Genomic DNA, 14,627 nt, shown 5'->3' on the forward strand with positions numbered 1-14,627 from the left:
ATACCTCCTCATAGATTTTCGTATTCGTTTAGCCGGCTATATTTGATCAGTTACTAAACATACCATACTATTTTATAATAAGAATAGGAAGCTGTCAAGGACTACTTGGTTTTTATTTCAATGTCTCTCTTTTAAAAGATGACCCCAAAGAGCTTTTATAGTTTAAAAATACCCCAGCATATAACTGGAGCATTCGTTATCATTCTTCTAAAGCTTCGTACAAGGCTTCTTTTAGCTCTCCGACCGTTGTTGCTCTAGGGGAATCTAAGCTTAGTTCTTCCACGACTTGACCGCTGTCAGTATCGTATGTCTTTAGAACCGCATGGTTATCAGTTAAAGAATAAAATAGACCACCTTCCTCATCAGCGATGACTTTAGTATTTTCATCAATACTCCAGTTGTTAAACATCTCATCAACGTAATCTTTTGTGAAAAATTCTTCGCCCTCATAGCTGCTAAGAATTTTATCAATAGTATAATTGCCAGTTTTATGCGATACCGTACTAGCATCAACATCAGAAGCCACTAAATAACCATTAGCCCCAAGCAATGAAAACAACAAACCAAATGTGCAACCCACAACTACAATAAACTTTTTCATAATGTTCCATCTCCTAAAACCATAAACGCTTAAAAATATATACTTTAAACAAGTATATCATTTGTACCACTATTTTCAAAATATTTTAATGTTAAATATAGCAAAAGAGAACAAATTTTTGTTCTCTTGAATTTTTTATAATTACTTTACCCATTCTTCTCACGTAATCTTTGGTTAATATTTTTCACACGGTTATTGAAACTGATATAGATGACAAACCAGATGACTAGATAAGTAAGGGAAAATTCGCCTAAAAGATGCCATGACCAGACAATGCCGTTAAGTTTCTCAAGCCAACTATATAGCCCATAAACCAAGCAAAAATGAATCAGAATTTCCCATGCGACAGGAATGGCTTCCACTTCAAAAATCATACTAACCAAACCAATCAATCCACTAATGAACACCACATTTGCAATATGCTGAACCGTCTGCGTCTCAGCACCACTCTGCCACAAAAAGAACAAGTAAACCAAACTCCCAAAACCTACTCCCATTAAGAAATAGATAATCACTCGTTTAACATAATTCATCAATGTCACCTCACAATTCCAAGCGTTTTTCCAACTCTGATAAATAACGCCGACTAACATCTGTTTTGATTTTTCCTGTCAATATCGCTAACATATTGCCTGAAAAGCTATTCTCAAGTGCTTTCAGATGATTGATATTAATCAAAGCATGCTTAGAAACTTGGACAAAATCTGGGTTTGCTAAACGCTGGCGAAATTTATACAAGCGGTCGTTAGTCAACAATCGTCCCTGCGTCGTTTCCAAAATAAGGGCAGAGCCATCAACATCAACGAGAATCAAATCTGCCACACGCAACATTTCAATACGATCCACCGTTTTTATCGGCAAAACTGTTGGCTCTTTTTGCTCAAATTGAGCAAGATAATCCAGAACTTTTTGTACGGAATTGTCAAGCTGACAGCTTTTTACTAAAACTTCAATAACATCTTTTGGTAACTGCTTATCTTCCTCAAACTGATAATGCACAACTCTCTCCCTCATTTTCTACTTATCCACTAATCACTGGACGTTTTTCCTTGACGATTAACATCATTCCTAGAATGCCAAGGCTAATAACTAGCACACCGCTGATGATTAGCAATTCTTGATTGACCGTTGTTAATTCTTTTAATTTTAAGCCAATGCCTAAGTACACTTTTTCTGATTTTCCCAGATAATCTTGGTTAATCAACGTCTGACGATAAGCCGCAGCGACGTAGGCTGCTGGTGTTATTTTAACCACAATTTGTGCAATGTTCGGTAATGTTCCAAGTGGCATATAAACGCCCACAAGAAAACCTGAAACTGTCCCAACAATGGTTGATAAAGCCTCACTAGACTCTATCGATTTAAAAAATTGTAAAATCAGCAAAGCAAGACTTGCTCCGAGCAATGACCCTAAAACCATTATACTAAGTATTTGTGGTAAATGTGAACCAGAAAGGCTAATATTATCTTGCCAATGAAAGTAGAGTTTCATCACGACAAACATAAATGCTTGCATGGTAAAACCAATGACGCTCGCTGACATTAAATAACCTAGATAGACTTTAAAACGTGACGTATCAGTCAACAGAAAATCTTCTAGCTTGTGATTTTCTCGGTCATAAACTAAGCGAACAATTCCTGTCCAAGTAGTCGTAATGCTCGTTATCGCCAAGGTGCCACCAATCACCCAATTGTCTAAAATTTCTTCCAAATGTGGGGTTCCAGACCAAGAATCCTGCATATTTTTTTGCAAGAAAATAATGTATAAACCAAAAGCAATCAAAGCTCCCAACAGTGAGAAAAAGACACTCATTTTATTGGAAAAATAAAGTTTCAAATTTCGTTTGGTCATCGCAACCATTTACGCCATCTCCCTTCCCGTAATGCTTAAAAAGACATCGTTGATATTAGCCTTTTTGTAATCAAAATCCTCAATCACGGCTCGCTTGTCCGCCAAAATCGCAAGAGCTTCTGATACACTGTTAACCTCAATTTTCAAACAATCATCTGCTTGTAGATAATAATCAGTATCCTGAAAAGCTTTCACTTGCTGTGTTTTGATTAATAAATGTGGCTGTGTATAAGTTTCTTTCAATTCCTTGGCTGACCCTTTTGCCAAAACCTTTCCATGGTCAATGATATAAGCCATATCCGCATTTTCAGCTTCTTCAAGGTAATGCGTTGTCAAAAAGATTGTTAAATTTTCTTCCGCTTGCAACTGGCGCAATAATTGCCAAATAGCTTCGCGTGTCTGAATATCAAGCCCTGTTGTTGGCTCGTCCAAGAAAAGCAAATTAGGCTTATTTAAAAGTGCACGAACAATATCAACGCGGCGACGTTGCCCACCTGACAAGGTTCCATATGTCTGATTCAGAAAAGTATCAATCCCCGTCAAACGAATCAATTTACCCATCCACTCCTTATCACGGTTACGATAAAGTGCCGAACGACTCCTCAAATTATCCAAAACAGTCAATTCAGCGTCCAAGACACTCTCTTGAAAAACCATTCCGATTTTCAAATCTGGCGCTAACTCAATCTCACCAGATGTCGGTACCAAAAGCCCCGTCAACATCCGCATTGTCGTAGATTTCCCAGCACCATTTGTGCCAATATAGGCTAATAACATTCCCTCTTCAACTTCCAAATTCAAATGGTCAATCACCAATTGGTCACCAAATGTTTTCGTAAGATTCTTCGTTCTAATCAACATAACCTTTCCCTCCCTTTTGCAACCATTATAGCAAAAAAGCCCCAACAAAAGAGGCATCTTACGGTAAGCGGCGAAAAAAAGCAACTAAGCGGTAAAAAAAGAGCCTTAACGGCTCTGGAAATTTATTGAACAGCTGTCACAACAACGTAGCGATTTGGATCGTTACCTTCTGAATAACTATCCACACCATCAATGCTTGTGATTGTTTTGTGAACAATTTTTCGCTCGCTATTGCTCATTGGGTCCATGACATAATCTTTACCAGTTTCGAGAACACGATTGGCTGCTTTGCGAGTAAATTCAATCAATGTCTCTGTGCGGTGTTCCACATAATCATGAACATTCAAAATGACAGAAAAATTCTTTGAATAACGGTCATGTAAGAAATTTTGTGAAAGTAATTGAAGAGATTTCAAAACTTTTCCGTGATAACCAATGACACGACCAGCTTCTGGAGTTTCAATTTGCAAATTGATTTGACGGCGATTGTGGCTAGTTTCAACCGTTGCATCAATGTCCATTTCATAGATGATTTTTTTGACATATTCTGCAACTTCTTCCGTAGCTTTTTCGATGTCTTTACTCAATTCACGTTGAGCTGGAAATTCACTAGCAACAAATTCTTCAAAAGATTGCTCAGTTTTAGCCACTTCTGGGCTTTCGTCAACCTGAACATCTTCTTCAACTGGTTCTTCAGCCTTTTCAAGCGCTTCTAAAACCTCTGTATGCCCAGCTTCTTCAAGAATGGTTTGCGTTTTTTTCTTGTGCATGACAATATCTTCTTTAACTGAATCGTCAATGACTTCGCCACGCTCTTCCATTTTCTTAATAATGCTGGCAACTTTTCGAAGTTCCATTGTATCTTCAAATTTTGATGACACAGGTTCATTTTTTTGATTAACTTCCTCTGGCACACCCTTAACCACTTTTTGGTTAGCTCGGTGAGCCGTCACTTCATTAATCCCTTCGATATCAACCTGAGCAGGCTTTTTACCAAAACCTAAGAACCCTTTTTTTTCACGAGAAACCACTTTAATGTGGGCTTTAAGGCGTGACAAATGCAACTCCTTCAAGCCTTTTTCAATAGCATCTTCAACAGTTCTACCTGTGAATATTACCATACTTTCTTCCTCTTACTTTCTTCTCTTTTGCGCTTTCTTCTTAGCACGACGAATCTTAGCCGCACGTTCTTTTTCAGCTTGTTCCTCTTCCAATCGTTTGGCAATGATTTTGAAAGGATTATTCAACAAAAGAATTTGGAATACCTGAAAAGCATAAGAAACTGACCAATAAAGCACAACCCCTGAAGCCAATCTGAAACTCATAAAGAAAATCATAATTGGCATCACATAAGTCATCACCGTCATGGCAATATTTTTCTCACGCGCTGCTTTGTTTGTTAACCAAGATGAAAGGAATGTGAACAAAGCGGCTAAAACAGGCAAAATAAAATATGGGTCTGGTTTTGATAATTCAATCCATAAAAATGTACCTGTTTTCAAAAAGGCAACACGTGTTAAGGCTTGATACAAAGCCATCAAAATCGGCAATTGAACGACTAGTGGGAGCATCGTCGCATATGGATTAACACCGTATTCCTTGTAAAGCGCTTGGCTTTCCTCTGTCAACTTCATGCGGCTGTCTGTATCACGACCAGGATACTTTTCTTGCAACTTTTTAAGCTCTGGCTGCAAGTCTTGCATTTTTTGCCCTGATTTGATTTGCATATTGTAAAGTGGCATCATGATTGCTCGAATGATAATGGTAAAGAGAACAATCCCAACTCCGATTCGACCATTAATCGATAGCCACTGAATAGCTTTGGCAAAGAAATAAACAATTTGATCCCAGCCATTAGTTGATGAAGCGGTTACTTCGCTGCGACCACAAGCAGCCAAAAGTATTAAAGTAAGACTACTTAATCCTAATAATTTAATCTTTCTTTTCACTATTTAGACCTTCCTGATATAAATTGGCAAGTTTTAAAACATGGAGTAAATTTTTCTTCACTTCATGATAATCAAGTTCCTCGACACCCTTACGAGCAATGATAACAAAATCATGATGTCGTAAATTTGGTGACAATTCCATGACAACATGTCGAATTTTTCGCTTGATGCTATTTCGGGTAACAGCATTACCAAGTTTTTTGCTTACAGAAAGCCCTACACGATAGTGGCCTTGATTTTTTTCTAATTGATAGACGACAAATTTTCGATTGGCAACACTTGTTCCCTTGCTAAAAATTGCCTGAAAATCTTTGTCACTTTTGACACGATAGGTTTTCTTCAACGTACGACTCCATTCTAAATTATTTTTATTATACCATAAAAATTTAAAAAGCCCTAACCTCTAAGGATTTTGGGCTTAATATCTTTAAATATTTTATTGGAAAATGCTTTAGGAAGTAGAAAAAATTGTTAATGGGTCGCTTTTAGACTGTTTTTGGCTTCTTTAATTTGCCATTTGACTTGGTCAAATCCAGTCCCACCAAGAGAATGGCGACGCTCAACAGCGGTGTGTGATTTAAGAGTTTCATAAATGTCCTCATCAATCAAATCAGAAATTTCTTGGTAACGTTCAAACGGCACGTCTTGCAAATAATAGCCAGCTTTAGTACATTCTAATACTAATTTACCAACGATTTCATGAGCTTGACGGAACGGAAGCCCTTTACTTGCGAGATAATCAGCCAATTCAGTTGCATTTGAAAAATCTTTTTCAGTTGATTCAGCCATATGCTCTTTATTGACCGTCATGGTTTTAAGCATACCAGCCAAAATATCAATAGCCACCGTAATGGTTTCAACCGTATCAAACATGCCTTCTTTATCTTCTTGCAAATCTTTATTGTAAGCCAAAGGCAAAGACTTCATAACCGTCAAAAGCCCAAAAAGATTACCGTAAACACGACCAGATTTTCCGCGAATCAATTCTGCCATATCAGGATTTTTCTTTTGCGGCATGATTGATGAACCTGTTGAGAACGTATCTGAAAGCGTCACAAACTTAAATTCATTTGAGCACCAGCTGATGATTTCTTCACAAATACGGCTCATATGCATCATCAAAATAGAACTATTTGCCAAAAATTCCAAGATAAAATCACGGTCAGACACTGCATCAAGTGAATTGCTGTAAGGTTTGGCAAAGCCCATAAGCTCCGCTGTCATCTCACGGTCAATTGGAAAAGTTGTTCCAGCAAGAGCAGCCGCACCAAGCGGTGATATATCCGTATGTTTCACATTAAATTCAAAACGTTCACTATCACGCGTAAACATATTATAATACGCCATTAAGTGATGCCCAAATGAAATCGGCTGTGCGTGTTGCAAATGTGTATAACCTGGCATGATAGTATAGACATGCTCATCAGCCAAGTCCGCCAACGTTTGACGCAAATTGCCAAGCTTTTCAATCACTTCATCAAGCTTAGCTTTTAAGTACAAGTGCATATCAGTTGCCACTTGGTCATTACGTGAACGCGCCGTATGCAATTTTCCAGCCACAGGACCGATTTTAGCAGTCAAGAGACTTTCCATATTCATGTGAATATCTTCGTTTGACACATCAAATTCAATTTTTCCAGCCCTGTATTCTGCAAGCAATTCTTCAAGACCTTCTTTGATTTGCGCAGCTTCGTCTTTTGCAATAATGCCTGTTTCACCAAGCATGGTCACGTGAGCAATTGAGCCTTTCAAATCAAATTCTGCCATTTTTTGGTCAAAAGAAATCGATGCCCCAAATTCTTCAACCCATTTTTCAAGACCAGCTTCAAAACGCCCGCCCCATAATTTATGATTTTCTGTTGCCATAACAATGATACAATGAACCACCAAAACACGTGGCGTTCAAAGCCTTTCTCTTTTCTTATTTGTTTAATTAATAAATAAGTCCAAGGAGCGACCTAGGACTTATAGGGTGTTGCCTCACGGGGCGTTGGTCTTAAATGATTCTCACAGGATATCATTATTTAAGCTCGATGCCACTCTCTGTTGACATTAACGAGATAGGTAAGTTATAAGAAAAGAGTCTCAGATGGGGCTCCCTGTCCCCTTTTATCTGAAGCTTGGTGGAAATTTTCGGTACTAATCATCGTCATCATGGCTTGCCGTACCCTAAGTACTGCCTGCGCCATTCTTCCTTGATTAGCTTTAAAAATTTCTCACCAATTCTTTTTCTTACTTATTAAGACTTTTTTTCCACGGCTCAATTCCTTGATTGACATCAAAATTATCACCTTAGAAACCACCTTTTCTTCTTGATTAGCTTTGAAAATTCCTCACCAATTCTTTTCTTACTTATTAAGACTTTTTTTCTACGGCTTAATTCCTTGATTGACATCAAAGTTACGCCTTAGAAACTATTTTATTTATTTTTCTGTTAATTATTTATTGTTTACTTGTGAATTAACTTGGGTTGGTAGTCCCCAAAGTTTGATGAAGCCTACGGCTGCGTCTTGGTCAAAGCTGTCAGCTGATGTGTAAGTTGCCAAGTTTTCGTCGTAAAGTGAGTTTGGTGATTTACGAGCCACAACTTGAGCATGACCTTTGTAAAGTTTAACTTTAGCAGTACCGTTAACCACTTTTTGTGTTTCTTTGATGTAAGCAATGATAGCTTCTGTCGCAGGGCTAAACCACAAAGCATTGTAGATAAGGTTTGACAATTCATTTTCAAGAATTGGTTTGAAATGAGAAACTTCACGTACCAATGTGATGTCTTCGATTTCTTTGTGAGCTGTCAAAAGTGTGATAGCACCTGGGCATTCGTAAATTTCACGTGATTTGATGCCAACCAAACGGTTTTCAACATGGTCAATACGTCCAACACCGTGTTTACCAGCGATTGTGTTTAATTTTTGGATAAGGTCTGCCAATTTTAGCTCTTCGCCGTTAAGTGCAACTGGTTTTCCTTCTTTAAATTCAATATCAACAAATTCTGGTGTATCTGGAGCTTCTTCTGGAGAAGTTGTGATACCAAAAGCATCCTCTGGTGCTTGATTCCATGGATTTTCAAGGACACCACATTCATTAGCACGCCCCCAAAGGTTTTGGTCAACTGAATATGGATTGTCAAGGTCAGCAGGAACTGGCACACCGTTTGCTTTAGCGTATTCAATTTCTTCTTCACGAGACCATTTCCATTCACGAACTGGAGCAATAACTTTCAAGTTTGGATCAAGCGCAGCGATTGCCACTTCAAAACGAACTTGGTCATTACCTTTACCAGTACATCCGTGAGCAATAGTAGTCGCACCAGTTTTATGAGCAATTTCAACCAATTTTTTAGAAATGACTGGACGGCTAAGCGCTGATACCAATGGGTATTTTTGTTCGTAGTAAGCGTGAGCTTGAAGTGCTGGAAGCACATATTCCTCAGCAAATTCATCTTTAACGTCAAGGACGTAAGATTCAACCGCACCGACTTTAAGAGCTTTATCATGAATAAAATCAAGGTCTTTACCTTCGCCGACGTCCATACAAACAGCAACAACATCATAATCTTTCATGAGCCAAGTAATGGCAACTGAAGTATCAAGACCACCCGAGTAAGCAAGGATAACTTTTTCTTTTGACATAGGAATACTCTCTTTTCTTATTTTTGTGTTTTTATCAACTTTATGTGTATAATTATACATATCAAAAACAATCCTGTCAACACTTTTTTGAATATTTTTTCAAAAAAAAGCGAAATTTTTACGATTTTATAACAAATATACAGTATATATACAGAAAATGAGCGATTTTATGCAAAAAAATAACCATCCATAAGTGGATGATTTTTCCTAAATATCACGATTACTACATTACCATTTATTTAATTAGCTTACTTCTATTGATAAAAACGAGTATGCTTTCTAAAATCAAACAAACTATAGCTAACCAAAAACCCGTTAGCACTCCGAAATAATCGGTTATTAAGCCTATTAAAAATACAAAGCATGAAAAAGCAAGCGTAGAAATGACCTCAAAAACAGAATAAACATTTACTAAGTTATAATCATCAACAGACTCCTGAAGCATAACACTTTCGGAAATTTCTTTGAGTTGCGACAAGAAACCTGTTAATGCAGAAAAAATCAGAAAGTAATTCGCTTTTGGAACTTGAATAATGCAAAGTGTTACGATAGCCATAGCAAGTAAAGAAAAAAACATACTTTGCCATTTATAGTTGAGAATTTTTTCAGATAAACGAAAAACGAGAAATCCTCCTAATAAAATCCCCAAAGAATAAGCTGAGTTCGCATAGCCCCAATAACTTTCTGTTTGATGCAAAATATCAGTCACAAAAACCAAAATAACTGATGATACCCATATGGTATTCGCTAAAATTTCTAAAAGATTTGCTTGTACTAAAAACCTTAATTGCGGGTGCTTAATGACTAAAAACCAACCTTTTGTTAGGGTTTCAAAGCTTGTTTCAGATTCTACTTTTTCTATGTCAACTAACAGCAAAAAACACATCACGATTGTGGAAATAATAAACATTACCAGAATAATTATCATACTAGTGCGCAAGCCCATTATCGCAAATAAAAGCCCACCCAGCCCCCAGCCAACTAATTGAATACTCTCATCACTCATGGATAGAGCAGCATTTGCTTTTCCTAAATCAGTCGCATATTGTGGAATAATAGCATGAGAAACTGGTGCCGCAAATCCATCTAATAACGAAATCAAAATGATAAAAACATAGAGAAATAGGAGAGAAACATTTCCAAAACGATAAAATAAAAGCACTAAAAGCAGAAAAATAACCGTTTTACCACCTTGTGTTAACAAAAGTACCTTATTTAGAGCAATCTTCCGTGTAACTAACGGCACTAGAAAACTAGCCACAAAAGATGATAGACCAATCAAGATAGGTGCCATTGAAGTTGCTAATATCGACCCTGATAAAACAAATATATTTGCAATGATAACCACTCTAAAGAAAACATCTGCCAAATTTGCCACAGATTGTGAAACCAATAATCTCCAAAACGCTTTAGTCACTTAAAACTCCCAATTTATCTTTTTCAAAAAGCCATCCATATATCATGAACAGCTTCTAATCAACCCTTTACTTTAAATATCATCTTTTTTGATTTCTCCAATAAAATAAGCGGCAAACCAAAGTGAAATCATCAATAAAATATTATAAATGATGTACAACCAATCAATAACACTCGGCAAGAGCAACAAGCAGAGATGATAAGCAATTACTGGCGCAAAAATAAATAATATAATTCTAAGCATTTCCATCATTAATCATCCCACTTTCCAATATCGTTTCCGCCTATTTGGCGATCATTAGTAAACTAATCGTATCAATTTTTATTTAGAAATTCAATTAAAAGTATATATTTTCTAAAAATTTTAATAAAATCTCCTCAGTATAGCCTACTGGGGAGAAGTTTTTCATCTATTATAGTATTTTTTCAAAACGTTCGGTGTAGAACAAAGCCACTGCCATGATAATCGTACAGATGAATAGGCAAAGGGCTGCTACTTTCCATGAACCAAAGAGATCAAAGCTATAACCAAACAGTGTTGGTCCAAAGGCTGCTAGGAAGTAACCTCCTGATTGTACCATACCAGATAATTGAGCGGTTTGGCTTGGCGTATGAGATTTCATTGAGAAAGCGACAAGCAGATATGGGAAAAGGGCGCTAACAGCAATTCCGATTAAAACATTAACAAGCAACCAATAGACAAAGTTGCTTGATTGGAATAACAGCATACCAGTTCCGATGATACCACAAGCAGAAACAATCGCTAACATGATTTTACGATTCTTAGACGATAAATTAGTGGCTAAAGTTGGAATTGTCAATGAAAATGGCAAACTAATCAATGAATAAATAGAAGCCAAGATACCTGCTGCTTCGCTTGATACACCAGCTTGACTTGCCATTGTTGGTAACCAAGTCATTCCTGTGTAAAAAAGAAGAGATTGCAAACCACCAAAAACAAGCAATGCCAGCGCACGCTTATTTTTCCAAAGCGACCCAACGTGTGCTTCTTCATCCTTTTCAGTCACATGATTGTGGAATGTATTTGGAAACCAGACCACCAAAGCAAGCAAAATCAAGAAACTAAGAAGTAAAATCAAGCCTTTCCATGATGTCATCTTGACAATTGGCACAGCCACAGATGAAGCGACCGAAGAAGCTAAGCCCATAGCTGTCGTATAAACAGTCGTCAAAAGCCCAATACGCAACGGTTGATTAGCCAAGATAACGCTTGGTAGTAAAACGTTCATCATGGCAATACTAACCCCAATAATCATAGTACCGAGATAAAGACTTGGTAAATTAATCACGCGCATACTTGAGCCGATAAACATGGCAATCAAAACCATGGTGAATAATTTTTCAAGCCCAAATTTATCTGCCAAGCGCGGTGCCAAAGACGAACAAAAAGCAAACATAATCAACGGAATACTCGTTAGAATCCCTAGTGAATTGACCGAAACGCCCAAACCGTCCGCAACATAGCTCAAAACCGTTGGTATCGTTGTAAATGGAATCCGCAAAACAGCTCCCACTAAGATGATACCAGGAACAAAAAAGCTCGAATAATCTTTTTTCATGTAACCCCTCTTAACTTAGAAATAAACAAATTCAGTGCCTATTATAACAAGAACGACACACGTTTAGAATAGACATTATCAAAGAAAACGTTTTTTACAACAAATTTAAATATTTCTCAAAATTCATTATTTTAAGCAAAAAGGGAGTGGGACAAATAAAGTCTCCAGTGGAGACTTTATTCATGAGCATAAAAACTAAAAAGCGAATCGGTAATTTCGAAGAAATTCGATTTCTCAGCAAGTCTTAATTTCTTGTTGCTGACCTAAAACAGTTCACTGAACTGTTTTTGACACTTACTTCGTAAGTTTTATTTCCCGATTATAAAGGTTCCCCGAACCTTTATAACCCATCCCCGCATGGCTCAAAAGGTTTGGGGAACCTTTTGAGGTTGGAAATGAAGTCAAGCGCAGCTTGATGTCAAAAGGGTTGTAAAAGCTGATTTATCAGCGCATTAGAATCCACTCAACTACTGCGTCTTGCAAATAATAACTATATAAACAAAGAAGCTGGGTACTTTTGACCCAGACTCTTTTATTATATTATTTCAAGCTGTTAAGCATATTTTCGATGTGTTCAATTGATTTTTCACGACCAAGAAGGTAGATAGTATCTGGAAGTTCTGGACCGTGCATTTCACCTGAAACAGCGATACGAATTGGCATAAAGAGGTTTTTACCTTTGATACCAGTTTCTTTTTGAACAGCTTTGATTTGTGGGAAGATATTTTCTGATTTGAAATCTTCGTCACTCATCGCTTCAAGTTTAGCTTTGAAAGCTTCAAGAACTGTTGGAACGGTTTCACCAGCCATGAATTCTTTTTCAGCATCTGTCAATTCTGGGAAATCTTCGAAGAACAAGTCAGTCAATGGAATGATTTCGTCAACAGATTTCATTTGTGGTTTATAAAGTTCAACCAATTTTTCTGCTTTATCAGTCAAACGACCAGCTTCTTCCAAGAATGGTTTCGCCATTGCAAAGATTGTATCAAAATCAGCATTCTTGATGTATTCGTTGCTCATCCAGTCCATTTTCTTTTGGTCAAAGGCAGCTGGAGATTTGCTCAAACGATTTTCATCAAAGAGTTTGATTAATTCTTCACGTGAGAAGATTTCGTCTTCACCACCAGGATTCCAACCAAGAAGAGCGATAAAGTTAAAGACTGCTTCTGGCATGTAACCTTTTTTACGGTAGTCTTCGATAAATTGAAGGGTATTTGTATCACGTTTTGACAATTTTTTACCAGTTTCAGAGTTGATAATCAATGTCATGTGACCGAATTCTGGTGCTTCCCAACCAAGTGCTTCGTAAACCATCAATTGTTTTGGTGTGTTTGCAATATGGTCATCCCCACGGATAACATGAGAAATTTCCATCAAATGGTCATCAATAACAACGGCGAAGTTGTATGTTGGGTAACCATCTTTTTTCTGGATAACCCAGTCACCACCGATGTTGCCACCTTCAAATTCGATGTCGCCTTTAACGATATCATGCCATTTGTAAATGCCTGATTCGTTAACAGCCAAACGAACAGTTGGAACGATTCCTTTAGCTTCACGTTCTGCGATATAAGCAGCTTTTTCGTCTTCTGACATACCAAGGAATTCGTTGATATAACGAGGTGTTTCACCAGCAGCTTCTTGGCGTTCACGTTCTGCCGCTAATTCTTCTTCAGTAACGTATGATTTGTAAGCTTTACCTTCTGCCAACAATTGGTCAATGTATTTTTGGTAAATGTCCAAACGTTCTGATTGGCGATATTTTTCATGAGTTTGTGGGCTTTCGTCCCAATCCATTCCCAACCATTTAAGGTTTTCCAATTGTGAACGTTCACCGTCTTCGACATGACGTTTACGGTCAGTATCTTCGATACGGATAACAAAATCACCACCATGGTGACGAGCATAAAGATAATTAAAGAGCGCAGTACGCGCATTTCCGATGTGTAAAAGTCCTGTTGGACTTGGTGCATAACGCACGCGAATTTTCTTAGGCATTTTCGTCTCCTGTTGAATTTCAATCATTTCTATTATAGCACAATATTTATCCTTGGAACAAAAAATCAGCTGAAAACAGCTGATTTCCTACGTATTTTTCAATATTTGATTTCCAGCAAGTTTTGATTTCTTGTTGTTAACCTAAAACGGTCTATTTCCAGACCATTACTTTCCAACTCCATAATCAGCTTGAGGCAGAGCTACTTGATGATTCGATTGCTTTGACGTAGTCGATAGCAATCACTAGCGAAATCACTAAATCAGCAAGACTGTCATCGTAAATATCAACATGGTAAGTCGAGGCTATCTTGAACCATTCTTGATGAATACTTGCCACTTCACGCCCTTGGTCAAGCAGACTAAAATTCATATTCCAAATGTCTCCAGCCACTTCCAAACCAAAATCAGAAATATCATATTTAGCTTTGAGCAATGAAAAACGTTGTTGAATCGTAATCTGTTTGCCGTCCGCAAAAGTCACCGTAAACCGTTGAAAAGGAAAGCTAAAATGATGTTTGATATGACTAACAAACTGCCCTTGACTGTCAGAAATCGTGAATTCCTTTAAAAACTTTAAAAATGATCCTTGTACGTGATAGGCAAGTTGACCAGTTTCATCTTTAATATCAAATTTGCCAGCTAATGACCAAAGTTTTTGTTTAATCTCAAAACTTCTCATCTTGTACACCTCAATATTTTCATTTTATTTGTACCAATATGCTAATACAAAAATTATATTAC

At 37.3% G+C, this 14,627-nt stretch carries 15 protein-coding genes; all 15 read right to left on the reverse strand.

From position 1 onward, the window contains the following. Positions 1-199: 199 nt before the first annotated feature. The 15 genes from BTR42_RS11345 to BTR42_RS11415 all read right to left on the reverse strand — a co-directional run bounded on the left by BTR42_RS11345 (position 200) and on the right by BTR42_RS11415 (position 14,565). Positions 200-601, reverse strand: coding sequence for a hypothetical protein (locus tag BTR42_RS11345; RefSeq protein ID WP_061458124.1), 402 nt, complete (start codon positions 599-601; stop codon positions 200-202). A 146-nt stretch (positions 602-747) separates the two neighbouring features. Beyond that, positions 748-1,134 (reverse strand): DUF3021 domain-containing protein, encoded by a 387-nt coding sequence (locus BTR42_RS11350; protein ID WP_074658267.1) that lies wholly within the window; start codon positions 1,132-1,134, stop codon positions 748-750. A 10-nt stretch (positions 1,135-1,144) separates the two neighbouring features. After that, a complete protein-coding gene (locus BTR42_RS11355) occupies positions 1,145-1,600 on the reverse strand; it encodes a LytTR family DNA-binding domain-containing protein (RefSeq protein WP_039694669.1) in 456 nt (151 codons plus the stop codon). 22 nt (positions 1,601-1,622) lie between these two features. Further along, entirely contained in the window at positions 1,623-2,462 is an 840-nt protein-coding gene (locus BTR42_RS11360; RefSeq protein WP_167367615.1) for an ABC transporter permease, read from the reverse strand. After that, positions 2,463-3,314 (reverse strand): ABC transporter ATP-binding protein, encoded by an 852-nt coding sequence (locus BTR42_RS11365; RefSeq protein ID WP_077497789.1) that lies wholly within the window; start codon positions 3,312-3,314, stop codon positions 2,463-2,465. Positions 3,315-3,436: 122 nt separating this feature from the next. Further along, the gene (gene jag, locus BTR42_RS11370) at positions 3,437-4,435 is read right to left on the reverse strand and encodes an RNA-binding cell elongation regulator Jag/EloR (protein WP_009855059.1); all 999 of its coding nucleotides are present in this window, start codon (positions 4,433-4,435) and stop codon (positions 3,437-3,439) included. Positions 4,436-4,447: 12 nt separating this feature from the next. Then, entirely contained in the window at positions 4,448-5,263 is an 816-nt protein-coding gene (locus BTR42_RS11375; RefSeq protein ID WP_009855060.1) for a YidC/Oxa1 family membrane protein insertase, read from the reverse strand. Then, positions 5,247-5,606: a ribonuclease P protein component gene (gene rnpA, locus BTR42_RS11380; RefSeq protein WP_003066688.1), complete on the reverse strand. Its 360-nt coding sequence runs from the start codon at positions 5,604-5,606 to the stop codon at positions 5,247-5,249. The genes BTR42_RS11375 and rnpA overlap by 17 nt, the downstream gene beginning before the upstream one ends. Positions 5,607-5,734: 128 nt before the next feature. Further along, positions 5,735-7,129, reverse strand: coding sequence for an argininosuccinate lyase (argH, locus tag BTR42_RS11385; RefSeq protein ID WP_077498017.1), 1,395 nt, complete (start codon positions 7,127-7,129; stop codon positions 5,735-5,737). A 572-nt stretch (positions 7,130-7,701) separates the two neighbouring features. Beyond that, on the reverse strand, positions 7,702-8,892 hold the full coding sequence (locus BTR42_RS11390; protein WP_012962562.1) for an argininosuccinate synthase: 1,191 nt from the start codon (positions 8,890-8,892) through the stop codon (positions 7,702-7,704). Between the two features lie 235 nt (positions 8,893-9,127). Then, positions 9,128-10,309: a ryptide export MFS transporter gene (locus BTR42_RS11395; RefSeq protein WP_077497791.1), complete on the reverse strand. Its 1,182-nt coding sequence runs from the start codon at positions 10,307-10,309 to the stop codon at positions 9,128-9,130. Positions 10,310-10,381: 72 nt separating this feature from the next. Continuing rightward, positions 10,382-10,552, reverse strand: a complete 171-nt coding sequence (locus tag BTR42_RS11400) for a potassium transporter Trk (protein ID WP_237394386.1) — start codon at positions 10,550-10,552, stop codon at positions 10,382-10,384. Positions 10,553-10,721: 169 nt separating this feature from the next. Then, positions 10,722-11,888 (reverse strand): CynX/NimT family MFS transporter, encoded by a 1,167-nt coding sequence (locus BTR42_RS11405; protein ID WP_077497795.1) that lies wholly within the window; start codon positions 11,886-11,888, stop codon positions 10,722-10,724. A 540-nt stretch (positions 11,889-12,428) separates the two neighbouring features. Then, on the reverse strand, positions 12,429-13,886 hold the full coding sequence (gene gltX, locus BTR42_RS11410) for a glutamate--tRNA ligase (RefSeq protein WP_012962565.1): 1,458 nt from the start codon (positions 13,884-13,886) through the stop codon (positions 12,429-12,431). Positions 13,887-14,070: 184 nt separating this feature from the next. Further along, the gene (locus BTR42_RS11415) at positions 14,071-14,565 is read right to left on the reverse strand and encodes an LURP-one-related/scramblase family protein (RefSeq protein ID WP_012962566.1); all 495 of its coding nucleotides are present in this window, start codon (positions 14,563-14,565) and stop codon (positions 14,071-14,073) included. Positions 14,566-14,627: the final 62 nt, after the last annotated feature.

The organism is Streptococcus gallolyticus subsp. gallolyticus DSM 16831, assembly GCF_002000985.1.
Classification (GTDB): Bacteria; Bacillota; Bacilli; order Lactobacillales; family Streptococcaceae; genus Streptococcus; species Streptococcus gallolyticus.